Genomic DNA, 17,857 nt, shown 5'->3' on the forward strand with positions numbered 1-17,857 from the left:
GCCGACGGCTCGGCCTTCTGCTGAGGTGGACGACGGCCGTTGACGTCGAGGACCCGGAGGGCGAGTGACTTCCTCGGCGTGGCCGCTCTACCCGAGCCTGGGTGTGCTGGCAGCGATGGCCGTCGTCATCGTGGTCGTCGGTGTCCGCCTCACCCGGGTCGCGGACACCCTCGCCGAGCGCACCGGCCTCGGTGACGCGATCGGTGGCGCCCTGCTGCTGGGGGCGGTCACCTCCCTCCCCGGCAACGTCACCGTCCTCACCGGCGCGCTCGAGGGCGACCCCGGGTTCGCCCTGGCCAACCCGGTCGGTGGCATCGCGCTGCAGACGGTGTGGCTGGCGATCGCGGACCTGCTCTACCGCCGGGTCAACCTGGAGCACGCGGCGGCGTCGCTGCAGAACGTCCTCCAGTCCGTCCTGCTCATCGCGATGCTGGCGATCCCGGTCATCGCCTACGCCACCCCGGACCTCCGGCTCGGGTGGATCCACCCCCTCACCCTGCTGATCCCCGCCCTCTACGGCTACGGGCTGGTGCTCCTCCGGCGGATGCAGCACGAGCCGATGTGGCAGCCGAAGCACACCGACCAGACCGAGGACGACGACGGCGAGGGCGACGGGAACGGCGACGGCGACCAGGACGGCGGCCAGGACGGCGACGACGACGGCGACGACCGCTCCACCGCCCGGCTGTGGGGCCTGCTCGCGGCGTTCGGGCTGGTCACGGGTGTCGCCGGCTGGCTGGTCGGCCGCGCGGGGCTGAGCGTCATCGCCCGCACGGACCTCGACAGCGGGGTCCTCGGCTTCACCCTGACCACGGCCATCAGCTCGCTGCCCGAGCTCGTCGTCCTGCTCACGGCGGTGCGCATGGGCCAGCTGACCCTCGGTGTCGGAAACATCGTCGGCGGCAACGTCTACGACATCCTGATGATCGCGCTGGCCGATGCCGCCTACCTGGAGGGGCCGATCTACCGGGACGCCGGCCCCACGAGCCTCGTCCTCGTCGGGGGCACGCTGCTCATGACCGCCGTGCTCGCCGCCGGCCTGATCATGCGCGACCGGAAGTGGATCGGCTTCGAGGGCATCTCGATCCCGCTGGTCTACGTCGGCACGGTCGTGCTCGCCGTCTCGGGCTGACCACCGCACGCGGTGAGGGCCCGGGAGCGATCGCCCCCGGGCCCTCACCGTCCACCCCTCCCGCCGTTCAGCCCCGGCTGCGCGGCTTCCGCAGCTCCCGGACCAGCAGGGCGACCCCGGCGCCGATCAGGAGGATCCAGAGCAGGGTGCCGTCCTCGAGGAGGCTGAACGGCAGGTCGACCCCGACCACCGCGGACAGCCCCAGCACGATGAAGAGCACTCCCGGGACGAGGGCGACCAGGTCGATCCTGCGGCGGGGTTCCGGCGCGGGCCGGTCCTCGGTCTCGAGGGGCCGGACCATCTCCCACTGCTGCTCCTGCCACGCCGTCGGCGTGGTCGGGAACTCGCTGTAGTCAGCCACGGGACACCTCCACCTGTCCGATCCCGCTGTGGATCTCGAGCTCGATCTCGGGCTCGCCGTCGTCGGTCCACCGGGCCGAGCCGGTGCCGGCGTGGTAGCCGGTGCCGGCGCCGCTGGTGCCGAGCACGTCGAGCTCGCCGACGCCCTGGTCCGCGGAGACCCGCACGTCGGCGGACCGCGGGACGACCACCTCGACGTCGCCGACACCGTGCTCGATGCGGACCTCGAGGGTCTCGTCGAGGTCGTCGAGGGGCACCTCGGAGAGATCGACGACCAGGTCGCCGATGCCGCCGCTGTAGACCTCGCGGACGTCGTCGACGGTCTGCGGGCGGAACGTGCGGTCGCCGATGCCGTTGCCGCCGCTGGGCGTGACGCTGGCGGTCATCAGCGCCAGGGACAGGACCACCCCGAGCGCGATCAGCCCGCCGCGTGCGGTGCGGCCACCGGTGACGGCGCCGACGACCAGGCCGGCGCCGACGACGACGAGCGCCGTGCCGAGGAAGGTGCCCGGGCCGGGGTCCCAGGCGGTGACCCGGGACAGCAGCGCGAGCAGGCCCATGAGGATGAGCAGCCCGGCGATGGTGATCCCGGGCACGGGGGACCGCGGTCCGACGGGGGTGCGGACCCGGAGCCGCGCGGCGGGCCGTCCGGATGCCGCGGGTTCGGGGCCGTCGGCCGCGACCGGCATGAGCAGCCACAGCAGCAGGTACACCAGCACGCCGGTGCCGCCGGCGAGGGCGAGGGCGACGAAGCCGACCCGCCACAGGAGCGCGTCGATTCCGCTGTACTCGGCGAGGCCGCCGCCGACGCCGCCGATCACCTTGTCGCTGCGGCTGCGGCGCAGCTGGGCGCGGTCGGGTGGGCCGGACGGTGACCACGGGGGCGGTTCGACCGCGGGGGGAGCGGGAGGGGGGACGGAGGTCATGGCAGCAAGCGTGCCGACCGGCGGGCCGGGTGACCATCAGGGAACCCCCCGAACCGACCCTGGTTCCTCTCCCCGGGTGATCACCGGTGTCGGCGGGCCGGGCGCCGGTGCGACGATCGGTGTCGTGACCCCCACCGTCGGCGTGCCCCCGCGTCCGCCCCTCGCGCGCCCGCGTGAGGGCCGGCTGGTCGCCGGCGTCGCGGCCGGCACCGCGGCCCACCTGCGCCAGGACCCGCTGGTGGTCCGGGTGGCGTTCGTGCTGCTGGCGACGACGGGGCTGGGCGTGATCGCCTATGCCCTGCTGTGGCTGACCATGCCGGTCGCCGCGCCCGGGGAGTCCGCCACGGTGATCGAGGGCTGGCGCCCGGCCGGTGCCCGGCAGTGGATCGCGCTCGTCGTGCTCGGGCTGATCGCCGTCAGCCTGCTGGGCCAGCTCAGCCAGTGGACGAGCGCCGACGTCGTGCTGCCGCTGATCCTGCTGGCCGGTGGGCTCACCGTCATCTGGCGGCAGCTGGACACCGACCGCACCCTGGCCGTCGCCGGGGTCCGTTGGGCGCTGGCCGGCGGGGTCGCGGTGCTGGGTGTCGGGCTGTTCCTGCTGCTGGCGACCACCGGTCAGCTCGCCAACGCGCGCAACGGCTTCGCCGCCACGCTGCTCATCCTCACCGGCGTCGTCCTGGCGACCGCGCCGCTGTGGCGGCGGCTGCTGGACTCCCGGGCCGAGGAGCGGGCCGCCCGCATCCGGTCGGAGGAGCGGGCCGCCGTCGCCGCCCACCTGCACGACTCGGTGCTGCAGACGCTCGCCCTGATCCAGCGCAACGCCGAGGAGCCGCAGGCGGTGAGCCGGCTGGCCCGCAGCCAGGAGCGGGAGCTCCGGGCCTGGCTCTACGACCCGGTGGCCGTCCGGGAGGGCGGGACCTGGGCCGGACTGGTGGCGGGCATGGTCGCGGAGGTGGAGGCCGACCACGCACTGACCGTGGACCCCGTCGTGGTCGGGGACGCCCCCGTCGACGAGCAGTTGGCCGCCCTCGGTGCCGCCACCCGCGAGGCGCTGGTCAACGCGGCCAAGCACTCCGGCGAGCCCTCCGCCGACCTGTACACCGAGGTGACCGCCGACCAGGTGTCGGTCTTCGTCCGGGACCGCGGCAAGGGGTTCGACCCGGGCACGGTGCCGGACGACCGGCGCGGCCTGCGCGATTCCGTGCACGGCCGGCTCACCCGGCTGGGAGGCTCGGCCCTCGTCCGGTCGACACCGGGGGAGGGGACCGAGGTCGAGCTGGTCCTGCCGAGGACGAGCACGTGACGTCGAACGAGGAGCGCAGCAGCATGGGTCCGCGGGTGTTCGTGGTCGACGACCACGCGATGGTGCGCACCGGCGTGCGCGCCGAGCTGGGCGCGGACGTGACCGTCGTCGGGGAGGCGGCCGACGTCGCCACCGCGATCGACGGCATCCGCGGCACGCGTCCCGACGTCGTGCTGCTGGACGTGCACATGCCCGGCGGCGGCGGGCGGGCGGTGCTGGAGGCGCTCCGCGCGGAGCTGCCGGACGTGAAGTGGCTGGCCCTGTCGGTCTCCGACGCCGCGGAGGACGTCATCGCCGTGATCCGGGCGGGGGCGCGGGGCTACGTCACCAAGACCATCTCCGGCCCCGACCTGCTGGACGCCGTCCGCCGGGTGGCCGACGGCGACGTCGTCTTCAGCCCCCGGCTGGCCGGTTTCGTCCTGGATGCGTTCGCCGCCGGGGGACCGGCGGCGCAGCAGCCCGTGGCCGAGGAGGTCAGCGACCCGGGGCTGGACCTGCTGAGCGCCCGCGAACGGGAGGTGATGCAGCTGCTGGCCCGCGGCTACACCTACCGGGAGATCGGGACACGGCTGTTCATCTCCGTGAAGACCGTGGAGTCGCACGCCTCCAACGTGCTGCGCAAGCTGCAGCTCTCCAACCGCAACGAGCTCACCCGATGGGCGGCGACCAACCGGCTGCTGTAGCTGCGACTGGCCGCTCCCGGCGACCTCCGCTAAGCATGTGCCCGAGGACACAGGCGGCTTGCTCAGCAGGCCCGGGGGAGGGAGAGCCCGTCATGCTCCGCACGCTGTCGCGCCCGCTGGTCGCCGGCGTGGAGCGGTACCTGCCGGGAGCGTTCGTCTTCGCGGTGGTCCTCACCGTGATCGTCGCGGTGCTCGCCCTGCTCTTCGGTGACATCGGCCCCGCGGAGCTGACGCGGGCCTGGGGCGACGGCCTGGCGGGGCTGCTGGCGTTCATGACCCAGGTGGCCCTCGTCCTGCTGCTCGGCTACACCCTGGCGCTGACCCGGCCGGTCAAGGCGGGGCTGACCCGCATCGCCGAGGTGCCGAAGAGCCCCCGGGCCGCCTACGCGTTCGTCGCCCTCGTCTCGGCCGTCGCCTCGCTGATCAGCTTCGGGCTGGGGCTGGTCGTCGGCGGCGTGATCGCCCTGGAGGTGGGCCGGGCCGCGCGCCGTCGCGGGACGAAGCTGCACTACCCGCTGCTCGTGGCCAGCGCCTACTCGGGCTTCGCCGTCTGGCACATGGGCTACAGCGCCACCGGCCCGCTGGCCGCCGCGACGCCCGGCAGCTTCGTCGAGGAGGCGATCGGCCGCACCATCCCGATCAGCGAGACGGTGTACTCGCCCTGGAACCTCATCGCGATCGTCGTCGCGGTCGCGGCGATCCTCGGCACCGTCGTCCTGCTCGCCCCCAGGGGGAAGGACCGGATCGTCGAGCTGCCCCAGCGGATGGGGACCGAGGAGCCCGACGTCGCGCTGAAGACGCCGGGGAGCCCCGCCGAGCGCATGGAGGCCTCGCGGCTGGTCACGCTGGTCCCCGGCCTCGCGCTGCTGGGCTACCTCGGCGTGTACTTCGCGCAGGAGGGGTTCGACCTCACCCTCGACATCGTCAACTGGTCCTTCCTCGCCGCGATCCTGCTCATCGTGCGCAGTCCGGCGGAGCTGGCCGAGCTCGTCGGCGGGGCGGTGCGCACGGTCGGCGAGGTGCTGCTCCAGTACCCGCTCTACGCCGGGATCATCGGGATGATGACCGCGTCGGGGCTCGCGGCCCAGCTCAGCGGGTGGTTCTCCGACGTCGCCAGCCCCGGCACCCTCGGGTTGCTGGCCTTCCTCTCCGCCGGGCTGCTCAACATGTTCGTGCCCAGCGGCGGCGGGCAGTTCGCCGTCCAGGCGCCGATCTTCCTGGACGCCGCCGACTCGCTCGGCGTCGATCCTGCCGTCATCACGATGGCGATCGCCTACGGCGACCAGTGGACGAACATGATCCAGCCGTTCTGGGCCCTGCCGCTGCTCGCGGTCGCGGGCCTGGGCGTCCGTGACATCTTCGGTTTCACCGCGATCACCTGCCTGATCACCGGGATCGTGTTCGGCGGGACGATGCTGGTGCTCGGCGCCGGCTGAGGCCGGCCGGCCCCGCTCTCTCAGCGGAAGTGGCTCTTCGGGATGACCCCGTGCACGCCGACGGTGCGGTCGACGACCTGGGAGACCTCGAAGTCCACGGCGGTGGAGAGGTAGGCGTAGGCGACGGCGCGGTCCATGCCGAGGTCGTTCTGGAGGAAGTCCAGGGCGTGGACCACCGCGCGCCGGTTGGCGATGTCGAGGTCGCTGACCTGCCCGAACCGGGCACCGTCGGGGTCGGACAGCCCGATGGGCAGCCACGACTCCGGCGTCTCGCCGAACGGGTAGCGGAACGCCACCGACGGGGCGTCGGAGGTGCCCTTCCGGCAGACGGTCAGCCGGAACGTGAGGCGCAGGGATCCCTCCAGCGCGGTGAGCGCCACCTCGCCGCTGCCCATCGACATGTGCGGGTCGCCGACCGAGAACAGCGCGCCGGGAGCGACCACCGGCACGTAGAACGCCGACCCCACGCCGAGCAGGTTCACGTCGATGTTGCCGCCGCCGACCGTGGGCGGGATCGAGTTGACCAGCGGGTCGTTGAGCACGGCTGCGTCCCCGACCGTGGCCACCGCCATGAGCCCGGCGAACGGGTCGACCGGCCAGGAGACCGTGCCCGTCGACCCGCGGGGCAGGCTCGCCCGCACCGCGCCGCCGCGGACCGCCAGCGGGGTGAAGTGCGAGACGTTGCCGTACTGCAGCGGGTTCCCGGTGCTCCGCCCGTCGGGCGTGGAAGGCATGACCTCGGCGGCGGTGATGTCACCGGGAGCGGTGGCGAACGCCGCCGACAGCGCGCCCTTGCCGTGCCGGCTGGAGACGACGCCGTACGGCACCCGCGGCAGCGCCGTCAGCAGTTCGATCTTCAGGACGTCGCCGGGGCGCGCGCCCTCGACGTGCACCGGGCCGGTGACGACGTGCGGGCCGTCGGCGTCGAAACTCCGGGGGTGCCGGGCGTACTCCGTCGCGATGGCGACGGCGTCGTCGAGCACCTGCTCCCGGGGCACCCCCTTGCTCCCGAACCAGGCCACCGGGTCGCGTCCCTGGTCCTCGAGGATCCCCTCGTGGCTGACCGTGTCGATGGTGATCGTCCCGCCGGAGCGGACACGGGCCACCGGGGCGTCGCCGGTGCGCGGCAGGTAGCCCCAGAGCACCTCGTCGGGCCGGGAGGGCAGGTAGACCTGCCCGTCGATCGGGCCCTTGCCGGGCTGGAGCACCTCGCGGGGCAGCCGCGTCTTGGGCGCGGCGACCGCCGGGCCCGCCGTCGTCGCCCCCGCGGCGAGCAGCGCACCGGTCGCCAGCGCGGCCTGCACGAACCCGCGGCGGCCGATCCCCCGCTCGAGGCGCTCGGCCGCCTCCTGCGGGTCGGGGGCGGTCTGGTCGTGCGGGGTCGTGGTCACGGTGGTCTCCCGGTGCCGTCGGCGGGCGTCGGGGGAGTTCTACGGGCCCGGTGGTGCGTCCGCGTGGCGCGGGCGGCACTCGGTGTTACGAGCTCGTTCCGCCGGGCTCGACCTCGAACGCCGCACGCCGGAAGGCGGCGAACAGCGGTGGCGGCTGCGGTGAGGCCCACATCTGGTTGGTCAGCAGGACGGCCGTCGTGCCGGTGACCGGATCGGTCCACCAGCTGCTGCCCAGGCCGCCGTCCCACCCGTAGGAGCCCGCGTGCCGCCCGCCCGGCTCGTCGGTGCGGCGGACGCCGATGCCCAGCCCCCACCCGCCGCCCTCGTCGTCCACCGGGCCGACCTGCTCGGTGGTCATGGTCCGGACCGCGGCCTCGCTCAGCACCCGGGTGCCGTCGGCGGCGCACCCCTGCGACTCGAGGACCCGGGCGAAGGCGGCCAGGTCGCCGACCGTGGAGACCAGGCCGTCGCCGCCGTCGGGGAACGCGGGCGCCGACGACCACTGGCCGTCCGCCACGTCGTAGAGCTTCCGCGTGCCGTCGGGCCCCGGCGGTGCCCAGTGCGGTCCCAGCCGGTCGCGAGCCGCCGCCGGCACCCCGAAACCGGTGCTGGGCATCCCCGCCGGCCGCAGGATGCGTTCGTCCAGCACCGCCGGCAGCGGACGCCCGGCGGCGCGGGACACCAGCACGCCGAGCACGCTGGCGCCCACGTGGTACAGCCAGCGGCTGCCGGGTTGGGCGGCCAGCGGGACCGTGCCCAGGCGGCGCATCCACTCGTCCGGCGCCGGTGCCACCTGCGGGGCCGGGGGCCCCGCGGGCAGCCCGGTGGCGGCGAGCGCGGTCATGGTCGGCGACGGCCACGGGCCGGTGAAGTCCAGGCCGAGCCCCAGCCGGAGGGTGAGGACGTCGCGGACGGTGATCGGTCGCGCCGCCGGCACCGTCCCCGCGTCCGGGTCGGCGGGGTCGGTGAGCACCCGCCGGCCGGCGAGCTCGGGGAGGAACTCGTCGACGGGCTCGTCGAGGGCGAGGACCCCCTCGTCGACGAGGGACAGCGCGGCGGCGGCGACGACCGGTTTCGTGGTCGAGGCGATCCGGAACACGGTGCCCGGTCGCACGGCGTGGTCGATGCCGGGTGCGTGCACGCCGGCGGCGCCGGTGGTGACCGGTTCGCCGCGCCGGCCGACCCACCAGGCGGCGCCCGGGACCTCCCCGGCGGCGACCGCGGCGGCCACCACGGCCTCGACGCGCTCCGCCTGTGCCGAGTTCCCGCTCCGACCGCCCATGCGGGGATGACCCGGGGGCCGGCCGGAACTCATCGCCTCAGGCGGTGTGCACCACGTGGAAGGCCTCGGCGAGGCGGCCCGCGGGGAGACCCAGCCGCTGCGCGGTCTGCCGCATCCAACCGGTCACGAAGCCCTCGAGATCCGGCACGTGGCTCACCTGGGTGACGTGCGACCTGAGAGCGGCGAACTTTCGGTCGACGACGTCGGTGACGTCGACGGCGTGGTCGGCGCGCGGGCTGGCGCCGAGCCAGACCTCGCTGACGGTCCAGGCGTCCAGCCCCTCATCGGCCAGCAGTTCGGGGAAGGCGAAGGGGTTGCGGGCGTCGGGGTAGACCGCCCGCAGCGTCGACTCCCCGACGGTCATGTGGTCGGGGTGGCTGGCGCCGATCCGCTCCCAGAACCGCTCCGGGGAGCTGGTCAGCACCCGTTGCGGGCGCACCTGCCGGATGACCCGGCTGATGTCCCGGCGCAGGTCGAGGGTCAGCTCCAGCCGGCCGTCGGGGTAGCCGAGGAAGCGGACGTCGGTGACACCGACCTCGGCCGCCGCCGCGACCTGCTCGGCCCGGCGCATCGGTCCCATCTGCTCGCGCGGGGTCTCGTCGAAGCCGCCGGCGTCGCCGTCGGTGACGATCAGGTAGGTCACCTCGGTGCCGGCGTCCGTCCAGGTGGCGACGGTGCCGGCGCTGCCGAAGTCGACGTCGTCGGGATGGGCCAGGACGCACAGCGCGCGCTCGACGTGCTCGGCGGGACCAGGCGGGGGCTGGAACGGGGAGCTCACCCGGCGGAGCCTAGGAGGTGCGCCGGAGCCCGGCGAGCTTCTCCGGGTTGCGCACGAGGAGCACCTGCTCGATGCGCCCGTCGACGACGACGAGCGACATCGCCAGCAGCGGCTCGCCGCCGGTCCAGGCCACGATCCCCGGCCCGCCGTTCACCTCGGCCACCTCGATGCGCAGGTCCGCGAGCTCCAGCCCCTGGGCGGCGACCGCCACCGCGAACCGGGCGACCTTGTCCGCGCCCGCGATGGGCCGCAGCGCCGCCCGCACCTTGCCGCCGCCGTCGCTCACGAGGACGACGTCGGGGGCGAGGACGGCCAGGAGCTCCGCGACGTCGCCGCCGGCGCACGCGGCGAAGAACCGCTCGGTGACCTCCTGCTGCGCCCGCCGGTCGGTGTCGAAGCGGGGCCGGCGGACCTGCACGTGCTCACGCGCCCGGTGGGCCATCTGCCGCACGGCCGGCTCGCTGCGGCCCAGCGTCGCGGCCACCTCCACCACCGGGAGCCCGAAGACCTCGCGGAGCACGAACACGGCCCGCTCGGCGGGGGAGAGGGTCTCCAGCACCACCAGCACGGCCAGCGACACCTGCTCGCCCACCTCGGCCGCTGCGACCGGGTCCGCCGGCGGGGGCGCCGTGGCCACCGGGTCGGTGCCGGTCAGCAGCGGCTCGGGCAGCCACGGCCCGACGTAGCGCTCCCGGCGCGCGCGAGCCGAGCCGAGCCGGTCCAGGGCGAGGTGGGTGGTGATGCGCACCAGGTAGGCGCGCGCGTCGGCGACCTCGCCCCGGTCGGCCGCCGACCAGCGCAGCCAGGTGTCCTGCACGACGTCCTCGGCGTCGGCGACACTGCCCAGCATCTGGTAGGCCACGGAGAACAGCAGCCCGCGGTGGTGGTCGAACGGGGCGAGGGCACCGGTCACGCCGGGAGCTCGCAGCGGTCCCGGAAGCCCTGGCTGGTCAGGCCGAGAGCGCTGTTGAAGCGCGACCGCGAGTTCTCCACGGCGATCATCATCGTGAGCTCGACGAGCGCGGCGTCGTCCAGGTGCTCGCGGAGCCCGGCCACCATCCCGTCGGTGACCTGCAGGGGCGTCGTCGTCATCGCCTCGGCGTAGGCCATGACCTGCCGCTCGAGGTCGGAGTACACCGGGCTGCCACGCCACCGGGGCACGTCGCGGAGCTTCGCCGGGTCGACGCCGTCCTGGCTGCTGGCCCAGTAGCCGAAGTCGAGGCACCACGAGCAGCCGATGGTGGCGGCCGAGGACATCACGGCGAGCGCCCTGAGGGTGGGGTCCAGGCGGTTCCAGCGGGCCACGGACTGCTCGTGCCGGACGTAGGTGCGCAGCACGGCGCCGTGGTGCGCCATCGCCGCGCCCGGGTCCAGGACGGCGCCGAAGCGTCGGCGGGAGTACCACTCGGTGAGCCGGACGAACGGGGTGCGGGGTGGGTCGAGCGGGATGCGGGCCACGGTGGGAGTCCTCTCGGTCGTCGGTGTACGACCACGGGACGACGCAGCCCGTCCTGCTGTGACACGGGTCGGCGGCGGAGCCGTGACCGCGGTCGCGCAGACTCGTGCGGTGCCCTCGTTCACGTTGTCCGTCGCGCTCCGGTCCTCCGCCCCGTTGGACGACGACGCCGTCGACGCCCTCCGCACGGTGCTGCGGCCCGGTGACCCCGAGCTCCGGTTGTGGCGCGAGCCCGACCGCGCGGTGCTGCGCGTGAGCACCGAGTGCGAGGCCGAAGACCTCGACGCCGCCCTGGTGCTCGGCATGGAGCTGGCCAACGAGGTGGGCGAGGCCCGCCCCGGCCGGGTGTTCGAGGTGGCCGCGATGGGTGACGACGACTCGCAGGTCTGGCGCAGCGGCCCGTGACGACGGGGTCCGCCTCAGAGGCGGCCCCGGCCCTGACGGAGCAGCATCATCCCGAGGGCGGCGCCGTCCGGGCCCAGCGCGGTGCGGAACCGGGAGAGCACCTGCTGCTCGCGGGACAGCGAGAGGCGCGTCCCGCCGGACGCGGCGCGCAGCGCGCCGATCTCCTGGCTGATCTCCAGCCTGCGGCGGACCAGCTCGATGATCTCGGCGTCGCAGGCGTCGATGGCGCCGCGGAGCGCGCCGATCCGGTCGGCAGGGTCCTCAGGGGCGGCCGGGCCGGTGACGGGGGAGGCGGTGGAGGTGCTCATCGGTGTCCTCGGTGGTCTGGGGGCCGGCAGGTCCGAGGACGAGAAACGCCCCGGGCTCCTCGGGCCCGGGGCGTCTGTTGCGGCGTGTGCTCAGCCAGCGGTGACGGACACCGGATCCCGGTGGCCGTAGGAAAAGCTGACGTTGGCGAGCACGGTCCGGAGTGTGCCACACCCCGGACCCGGGCCGCCACGGCCGCGACGTGGGGCTGGTGGGGCGCGCGGTTCCCGGGCCGCCGGGAGCGTCACCCGTCCGGCTTACAGTGGCGGGGTGAGTGCGCCGAAGGCTTCCGGTCCCCCTGCGGAGCAGTGTTGAGCAGCAGCCTCCAGCAGTCACTCCCCGGCACCGCCGCCCTGCAGCGTTCCGCACCCGGATCGGTGGGGCGGGAGCTGGACCGGATGCTCGCCGGCCTGAACGGCCCGCAGCGCGACGCCGTCGTCCACGAGGGCAGCCCGCTGCTCATCGTCGCCGGCGCCGGGTCGGGCAAGACCCGCGTGCTCACCCACCGGATCGCCTACCTGCTCGGTGCCCGCGGGGTGCAGCCGGGGGAGATCCTGGCCATCACCTTCACCAACAAGGCCGCCGGTGAGATGAAGGAGCGGGTGGCGGCGCTCGTCGGTCCCCGGGCGCGGTCGATGTGGGTGTCGACGTTCCACTCGATGTGCGTGCGCATCCTGCGGGCCGAGGCCGCCAAGCTGGGCATGAAGTCGTCGTTCACGATCTACGACCAGGGCGACTCGATCCGGCTGATGACGATGGTCGCCCGTGACCTGGACCTAGACGCCAAGCGCTATCCCGGGCGCAGCCTGTCCAACCAGGTGTCCAACCTGAAGAACGAGCTCGTCGACGAGGAGTCGTTCAGCCCCCAGACGGCGCCGGAGAAGGTGCTCAAGGAGGCGTACACGCTCTACCAGCGGCGGCTGCGCGAGGCCCACGCCATGGACTTCGACGACCTGATCATGACGACGGTCCACCTGCTCCAGGCCTTCCCCGACGTCGCCGAGCACTACCGCCGCCGGTTCCGGCACGTGCTGGTGGACGAGTACCAGGACACCAACCACGCCCAGTACATGCTGGTGCGCGAGCTCGTCGGCGACGGTTCCGGGCCGGTGCCGATGGGGGAGCTGTGCGTCGTCGGTGACGCCGACCAGTCGATCTACGCCTTCCGGGGCGCGACCATCCGCAACATCGACGAGTTCGAGCGCGACTACCCGCAGGCCACCACGATCCTGCTGGAGCAGAACTACCGCTCCACCCAGCGCATCCTCAAGGCCGCGAACACGGTCATCGCCAAGAACACCGGCAGGCGGCCGAAGAACCTCTGGACCGACTCGGGCGACGGCGAGCTGATCGAGGGCTACGTCGCCGACAACGAGCACGACGAGGCCGCCTGGGTGGCCGAGCAGATCGACGCGCTGGTCGACGAGGGGAAGGCGCGACCGGCCGACATCGCGGTCTTCTACCGCACCAACAACGCCTCCCGTGTGTTCGAAGAGGTCTTCATCCGCGTCGGCATGCCCTACAAGGTCGTCGGCGGGGTGCGCTTCTACGAGCGCAAGGAGGTCCGCGACGCGCTGGCCTACCTGAAGCTGGTCGCGAACCCGGCCGACGTCGTGAGCCTGCGCCGGATCATCAACGTGCCCAAGCGCGGGATCGGCGACAAGGCCGAGTCGTGCATCGAGTCCTTCGCCGACCGCGAGCGCATCGCGTTCGGCTCCGCGCTGCGGCGGTGCTCGGAGATCGGCGAGCTGGCGACCCGCTCGCTCAAGGCGGTGCAGGAGTTCGTCGCCCTGCTCGAGGAGTTCGAGCAACTGGTGGAGACCGGCTCCGGCCCGGCGGCGCTGCTGGAGAGCATCCTCGACCGCACCGGGTACCTGGCCGAGCTGCAGGCCAGCACCGACCCGCAGGACGAGGGCCGGGTCGACAACCTCAACGAGCTGATCTCGGTCGCCGCCGAGTTCGAGGCCGCCAACCCCGGCGGCTCGGTCACCGACTTCCTGGAGCAGGTCTCCCTGGTGGCCGACGCCGACCAGATCCCGGTCTCCGGGGACGACGCGGGCGTGGTCACGCTGATGACCCTGCACACGGCCAAGGGGCTGGAGTTCCCAGTCGTCTTCCTCACCGGCATGGAGGACGGCGTCTTCCCGCATCTGCGCGCGTTGGGTGACCCGCGCGAGCTGGAGGAGGAGCGCCGGCTGGCCTACGTGGGCATCACCCGGGCGCGCCAGCGGCTGTTCATCTCGCGGGCGACGGTGCGCACCAGCTGGGGTCAGCCCGCCTACAACCCCCCGTCGCGGTTCCTCGACGAGATCCCCGCGGAGACCATCCACTGGGCCCGCACCGACCCGGTCCCCGCGCCCTCGACCGGCTACCGGTCGGCGCAGACGCGGGTGGCGGCGACCGGGCTCTCCACCGGCGGCCTGCGCGGCGGTGCCGGCAACCGGCAGATCATCTCGGTGGAGGTCGGCGATCGCGTGAGCCACGATGCCTTCGGGCTCGGCACCGTCGTCGAGGTCACCGGTGTCGCCGACAAGGCGCAGGCCACCGTCGACTTCGGTTCCGGCGGCACCAAGCGCCTCGTCCTCCGCTACGCCCCCCTCGTGAAGCTGTAGAGGTCGGTCAGTCCCGAGGAGCGGGAACCGGAGGCCTCCGCGATCGAAGGACCAGGCGGCTCACCCGGACCGGGGAACGGCACGGGGCCGCGGTGTCGTCCGGAGGGCGACAGGTCAGACGCTCACCCCGCGCTCGGCCAGCCAGGCCCGCGGGTCGATCGGGCGGCCGTCCATGCCGCCGCGGTGGATCTCGTAGTGCAGGTGGGGGCCGGTGGACTGGCCCTCGTTGCCGATCTTGGCGATCTGGTCGCCGGCGGTCACGATGTCGCCGGCGGAGACGCTGTAGTAGCGCATGTGCCCGTAGATGTGCACGTTGCCGTCGGCGTCCTGGATGTAGACGGCGTTGCCGTAGCCCGAGGCGCGCCCGGCCCGGACGACCACGCCGTCGGTGGCCGCGAGGATGGGCGTGCCCAGCGGCCCGGCCAGGTCCAGGCCGTAGTGCATGGTGCCCCAGCGCCGGCAGAAGCAGGTGGTGAGCGTGCCCTGCGTCGGCGCGACGATCTTGGGCTGCCGGGCGGCGCGCGAGGCGGCGAGCTCGCTCAGCCGCGCCTGGGCCTCCGCCTCGGTGATGCCGCGGCGCGCGTCGGCGCCTTCCAGCCCCCCGGCGAAGCTGACCTCCGTGCTGACGCCCAGCCCGTAGTCGGACGCGGAGGCGGAGACGTCCGCGCCGTCACCGGTGACGGCCGTGCTGCCGGCGAGCACGGCCCCGGTGACGAGGGCGGCGAGCCAGAGGGGGACGCGGCGGACCGGCGGGTGCGGCAGCCGTCGCCTCGACCGGGGTTCGTCGGGGCTCGCGGACGCGACGGGGGGTGCGGCGACCTCCGGCAGCGGGAGCGGGGCGCGGACCGGGCCTTCCACGGCGGCGCGAGGCCGGGGCACCACGACGACGTCGGACGGCGGTCCCTCGAGCACCTGGGCGCTGCTGCGAGTCACGGTGGACCTTCCCGGACGACTGGCCGGCGAGCGCACGGGGGCGTCCGTCGGGGGGAGCGACGACGGCGAGGACACCGGGAGCGGTGTCCGCCGGTCGTCCCGGCGCCGTGATCGGACCGTAACGATCCGTCATGAGCGGACCAAGCACCCGACGCTGCGTGTCGCGACGTGTACCAGTCGTCACATCGACATGTCGACCCGCCGGGGCGGGCGCCGCCGCGATCAGGCGACGGCGGCGACCGGGGGACCCGCGGTGCGCGGCGCGCGGATGCCGGCGAGGGTGCTCGCCACCTCGTCCAGCACTCCGCGGTGCATGGGCAGCGACATGTGCCCGACCCCCCGGATCAGCACGTTGCGCGCACCGAGGTCGGGGTGGTCGCACCGGCCCGACCGCGTGGGGAGCACCACCTGGTCGAGGTCGCTGTACAGCGCGGTGACGCGCGTCCGGCAGCCCGGTGCCGGCTGCTCGAGCTCCTCCAGCACCGGGGACCCGGGGCGCAGCTGGCGGATGAGCGGCGTGGGCGCGAGGTGGGCCAGCACCGACCCTCGGTGGGGGGTGCCGAGGGTCACCAGGGTGTCGACCCGGCGGTCACCGCCCTGCCGCTGCACGTGGTAGCGCGCGATCAGCCCCCCGAGGCTGTGCCCGACGACGTGCACCCGGTCGTGGCCGGTCTGCTCGCAGATGCGCTCGATGTGCTCCCCCAGGTCCTCGGCGCCGCGTGCGACGTCGGTGAGCAGGGGGCTGTAGTTCCACGAGCAGACGGCGGCGAACCCGCGCCGCCGCAGGCTACGGCGCATGACCGCGAAGACCGAGCGGTTGTCGACGAGGCCGTGCACCAGCAGCACGGGTGTGCGCGCCGCGAGCGGGTCGACGGCGAACAGGGCCCGGGCCACCGGGGGTTGCTCGCCGGTGCGCGTGCTCGGGTCGGGGCGCAGCTGCTCCATGCGCGCACCCAGTGGGTACATGAGGACGTGCGCCCCGAGCCAGGCGAGCTCGGTCAGGCCACCGGTGAGCGTGGTCGGGGAGCAGAGTGCGCGGAGACCACGTGGCGCGGCCTCGCCGGCGTCACCGGTGTGCCACCCTGGACCGGAGCTCGGATCGCCCGATGGGCGCATGGCTGCCCTCCCCGTCGAGCTCCGGCGGAGCTCGGCTCGTGCCGTCCCGCCGGCGGCGGTGCCAGGTGTGTGCTCCGTTCACCGCACGGTAATGCGGGGATGTGGTGCTCGTCACACGAACGTCACGGTCGGGCCGGTGATCGAGTCCGGTTCGTGACATCCACCAAAGGGGGAGACGTGTCCACCCGCGACCACCGCGCACGGACCGACCGCACCGGCACCGGCAGGGCCACCAGCTCCGGCCGCAGCGACGCCGGCACCCCGCCGGCCGGTGCGTCGGCGGTGGGGGCGGGGGACCGGGTCGTCATCGGGACCGTGCCCCCCGCGGTGCGGCTCTGCGGTGCGCTGCTCGTGCTGGCCGGCGTGGCCGGCGTGCTCGCGGCGGTGCCCACCTACCTGGTGGTCGGCGGGGAGCAGCTGCGCCAGGTGCGCGGGGTCGGCGGCGCGCTCGCGACCCTGCTCGCGCCCGCCGTCCACCTGGCGGTGGGTGCGACGCTGCTCCGCCGGGCCGTGCCGAAGTTCGGCCTGGCGTACGCCGCCGTCGCCGGGGCGCTGGCCGTGGGGGAGCTGCTCATCGAGATCTACCGGGGCAGCAGCTCCACGGCACGGCCGGGGGTGGAGGTGCTCGCCGGCGAGCGGGTGCTCACCAGCAGCGTGCAGGTCGGTGCGGGCTGGGTGCTCGGGGTCGTCGCGCTGGTGCTGACCGTGCTGGCCGGCGCCGTCGGCGCGGCGGCGTGGGGGCGGACGGTGATGGAGGACCGCGGCCCCCTGGACCCGATCCGCTCGGTGCTCGCCGGCGCCGCGGTGCTGCTGGGGGTGGTCGCCGTCCTGTGCCTGTCGCTGCCGGCCGCCGACGTACCGGAGCAGCTGCGCATCGACCCGGCGACCGGCATGCGCGTGGTCGTGATGCAGGAGGGGCCGCAGGCCCTCCTGGAGCGGCCGGGGCTCGCTCTCCTCGGGGGGCTCCTGCTGGCCGGCACCCTGCTGCTGTGCGCGGTGGTCGCCCCGTCGCTGCGGCCGCGGCTGGCTGTGGTCGGGGGGCTGCTCGCCGTGGCCGTCACCGTCCTCCGGGCCGGGCTGGGCGGGCTGCGGGACGCCGCCTCGTCCGACGAGCTGGTCTGGACCGTCCCGGGGATCGGCCTGGTCCTCGCGGGCCTCGGGCTGCTGGCCCTGGCGGCCGTCGCCTGGCGGGCGCGCCGCATCCGGACGTGACGGGTGCCACTCCCGGCGGCCGTCGGCCCTAAGCTCCCCTCCGTGGTGGACGAACGCATCCGGGTGGTCATCGCCAAGCCGGGACTGGACGGGCACGACCGGGGCGCGAAGGTGGTCGCGCGTGCGCTGCGCGACGCCGGCATGGAGGTCGTCTACACCGGCCTCCACCAGACCCCGGAGCAGATCGTCGAGACGGTCGTGCAGGAGGACGCCGATGCCGTCGGGCTCTCGGTCCTCTCCGGCGCGCACATGACGCTCTTCGCCCGGCTGGTGGAGCTGCTGCGGGAGCGCGACGTCGACGACGTCGTGGTCTTCGGTGGCGGGATCATCCCGGAGGAGGACGTCCCCGAGCTCCGGCGCATCGGCGTCACGGGCATCTTCACGCCCGGCGCCACCACCGGCGAGATCGTCGAGTGGGTGCGCGAGCACGTGGGCGAGCCCGCCGACGCCTGAGCCCGCAGCCCCACCGCGGCCGTGAGCGGGGCGTTCCCTGCCGCGAACGGGTGAGGCGCCCTGTGACGCGGCC

18 protein-coding genes are annotated in these 17,857 nt (G+C 74.3%); 8 read left to right on the top strand and 10 right to left on the bottom strand.

What is annotated here, in order from left to right; translation table 11 throughout:
* Positions 1 to 64 precede the first annotated feature (64 nt).
* Positions 65 to 1,132 carry a sodium:calcium antiporter gene (locus ACI79W_RS01980; RefSeq protein ID WP_456560391.1) on the top strand — a complete coding sequence of 356 codons (1,068 nt, stop codon included), beginning with the start codon at positions 65 to 67 and terminating at the stop codon, positions 1,130 to 1,132.
* 67 nt (positions 1,133 to 1,199) lie between these two features.
* On the opposite strand, the gene ACI79W_RS01985 is transcribed toward ACI79W_RS01980, so the two are convergent.
* Together ACI79W_RS01985 and ACI79W_RS01990 are read right to left on the bottom strand one after the other, a co-directional pair.
* Positions 1,200 to 1,493 carry a hypothetical protein gene (locus ACI79W_RS01985; protein WP_456560392.1) on the bottom strand — a complete coding sequence of 98 codons (294 nt, stop codon included), beginning with the start codon at positions 1,491 to 1,493 and terminating at the stop codon, positions 1,200 to 1,202.
* Entirely contained in the window at positions 1,486 to 2,418 is a 933-nt protein-coding gene (locus tag ACI79W_RS01990; protein WP_456560393.1) for a PspC domain-containing protein, read from the bottom strand. Before ACI79W_RS01990 ends, ACI79W_RS01985 begins: the two co-directional genes overlap by 8 nt.
* A 124-nt stretch (positions 2,419 to 2,542) precedes the next feature.
* Here ACI79W_RS01990 and ACI79W_RS01995 point away from each other — a divergent pair, with 124 nt between their 5' ends.
* From ACI79W_RS01995 to ACI79W_RS02005, 3 genes are all read left to right on the top strand, one after another.
* Entirely contained in the window at positions 2,543 to 3,721 is a 1,179-nt protein-coding gene (locus ACI79W_RS01995) for an ATP-binding protein (RefSeq protein WP_456560394.1), read from the top strand.
* Positions 3,718 to 4,404 (top strand): response regulator, encoded by a 687-nt coding sequence (locus tag ACI79W_RS02000; protein WP_456560395.1) that lies wholly within the window; start codon positions 3,718 to 3,720, stop codon positions 4,402 to 4,404. The genes ACI79W_RS01995 and ACI79W_RS02000 overlap by 4 nt, the downstream gene beginning before the upstream one ends.
* A 92-nt stretch (positions 4,405 to 4,496) precedes the next feature.
* Positions 4,497 to 5,840: a short-chain fatty acid transporter gene (locus tag ACI79W_RS02005; protein ID WP_456560396.1), complete on the top strand. Its 1,344-nt coding sequence runs from the start codon at positions 4,497 to 4,499 to the stop codon at positions 5,838 to 5,840.
* 20 nt (positions 5,841 to 5,860) lie between these two features.
* On the opposite strand, the gene ACI79W_RS02010 is transcribed toward ACI79W_RS02005, so the two are convergent.
* The 5 genes from ACI79W_RS02010 to ACI79W_RS02030 all read right to left on the bottom strand — a co-directional run bounded on the left by ACI79W_RS02010 (position 5,861) and on the right by ACI79W_RS02030 (position 10,749).
* Positions 5,861 to 7,231 (bottom strand): acetamidase/formamidase family protein, encoded by a 1,371-nt coding sequence (locus tag ACI79W_RS02010; RefSeq protein WP_456560397.1) that lies wholly within the window; start codon positions 7,229 to 7,231, stop codon positions 5,861 to 5,863.
* Positions 7,232 to 7,316: 85 nt separating this feature from the next.
* On the bottom strand, positions 7,317 to 8,513 hold the full coding sequence (locus tag ACI79W_RS02015; RefSeq protein WP_456560398.1) for a serine hydrolase domain-containing protein: 1,197 nt from the start codon (positions 8,511 to 8,513) through the stop codon (positions 7,317 to 7,319).
* Between the two features lie 37 nt (positions 8,514 to 8,550).
* Complete coding sequence (locus ACI79W_RS02020; protein ID WP_456560399.1) at positions 8,551 to 9,291, bottom strand: PIG-L deacetylase family protein; 741 nt, start codon at positions 9,289 to 9,291, stop codon at positions 8,551 to 8,553.
* A 10-nt stretch (positions 9,292 to 9,301) separates the two neighbouring features.
* Complete coding sequence (locus ACI79W_RS02025) at positions 9,302 to 10,204, bottom strand: RNA polymerase sigma-70 factor (RefSeq protein WP_456560400.1); 903 nt, start codon at positions 10,202 to 10,204, stop codon at positions 9,302 to 9,304.
* Positions 10,201 to 10,749, bottom strand: a complete 549-nt coding sequence (locus ACI79W_RS02030) for a carboxymuconolactone decarboxylase family protein (RefSeq protein WP_456560401.1) — start codon at positions 10,747 to 10,749, stop codon at positions 10,201 to 10,203. The genes ACI79W_RS02025 and ACI79W_RS02030 overlap by 4 nt, the downstream gene beginning before the upstream one ends.
* Positions 10,750 to 10,858: 109 nt before the next feature.
* On the opposite strand from ACI79W_RS02030, the gene ACI79W_RS02035 reads away from it, so the two are divergent.
* Positions 10,859 to 11,152, top strand: a complete 294-nt coding sequence (locus ACI79W_RS02035) for a hypothetical protein (RefSeq protein WP_456560402.1) — start codon at positions 10,859 to 10,861, stop codon at positions 11,150 to 11,152.
* Between the two features lie 14 nt (positions 11,153 to 11,166).
* Here ACI79W_RS02035 and ACI79W_RS02040 read toward each other — a convergent pair whose 3' ends face one another.
* Positions 11,167 to 11,460, bottom strand: coding sequence for a chorismate mutase (locus ACI79W_RS02040; RefSeq protein ID WP_456560403.1), 294 nt, complete (start codon positions 11,458 to 11,460; stop codon positions 11,167 to 11,169).
* Positions 11,461 to 11,769: 309 nt separating this feature from the next.
* Here ACI79W_RS02040 and pcrA point away from each other — a divergent pair, with 309 nt between their 5' ends.
* Positions 11,770 to 14,070: a DNA helicase PcrA gene (pcrA, locus tag ACI79W_RS02045; protein WP_456560404.1), complete on the top strand. Its 2,301-nt coding sequence runs from the start codon at positions 11,770 to 11,772 to the stop codon at positions 14,068 to 14,070.
* A 114-nt stretch (positions 14,071 to 14,184) separates the two neighbouring features.
* On the opposite strand, the gene ACI79W_RS02050 is transcribed toward pcrA, so the two are convergent.
* Positions 14,185 to 15,003, bottom strand: a complete 819-nt coding sequence (locus ACI79W_RS02050; RefSeq protein ID WP_456560405.1) for a M23 family metallopeptidase — start codon at positions 15,001 to 15,003, stop codon at positions 14,185 to 14,187.
* 222 nt (positions 15,004 to 15,225) lie between these two features.
* Positions 15,226 to 16,119 (bottom strand): esterase/lipase family protein, encoded by an 894-nt coding sequence (locus ACI79W_RS02055; protein ID WP_456560406.1) that lies wholly within the window; start codon positions 16,117 to 16,119, stop codon positions 15,226 to 15,228.
* A 177-nt stretch (positions 16,120 to 16,296) separates the two neighbouring features.
* Between ACI79W_RS02055 and ACI79W_RS02060 the strand changes: the two genes are divergently transcribed.
* Positions 16,297 to 17,331 (top strand): hypothetical protein, encoded by a 1,035-nt coding sequence (locus tag ACI79W_RS02060; protein ID WP_456560407.1) that lies wholly within the window; start codon positions 16,297 to 16,299, stop codon positions 17,329 to 17,331.
* A gap of 42 nt (positions 17,332 to 17,373) precedes the next feature.
* Positions 17,374 to 17,784 (top strand): cobalamin B12-binding domain-containing protein, encoded by a 411-nt coding sequence (locus ACI79W_RS02065; protein ID WP_456560408.1) that lies wholly within the window; start codon positions 17,374 to 17,376, stop codon positions 17,782 to 17,784.
* Positions 17,785 to 17,857 lie beyond the last annotated feature (73 nt).

It is taken from the genome of Blastococcus sp. SYSU DS0533 (genome assembly GCF_054050775.1).

Excerpts from the sequence above, each read along its gene's own strand:
- ACI79W_RS01990 (WP_456560393.1), bottom strand. The coding sequence starts at position 2,418 with ATGACCTCCGTCCCCCCTCCCGCTCCCCCCGCGGTCGAACCGCCCCCG.
- ACI79W_RS02005 (WP_456560396.1), top strand. The coding sequence starts at position 4,497 with ATGCTCCGCACGCTGTCGCGCCCGCTGGTCGCCGGCGTGGAGCGGTAC.
- ACI79W_RS02015 (WP_456560398.1), bottom strand. The coding sequence starts at position 8,513 with ATGGGCGGTCGGAGCGGGAACTCGGCACAGGCGGAGCGCGTCGAGGCC.
- ACI79W_RS02040 (WP_456560403.1), bottom strand. The coding sequence starts at position 11,460 with ATGAGCACCTCCACCGCCTCCCCCGTCACCGGCCCGGCCGCCCCTGAG.
- ACI79W_RS02055 (WP_456560406.1), bottom strand. The coding sequence starts at position 16,119 with ATGCGCCCATCGGGCGATCCGAGCTCCGGTCCAGGGTGGCACACCGGT.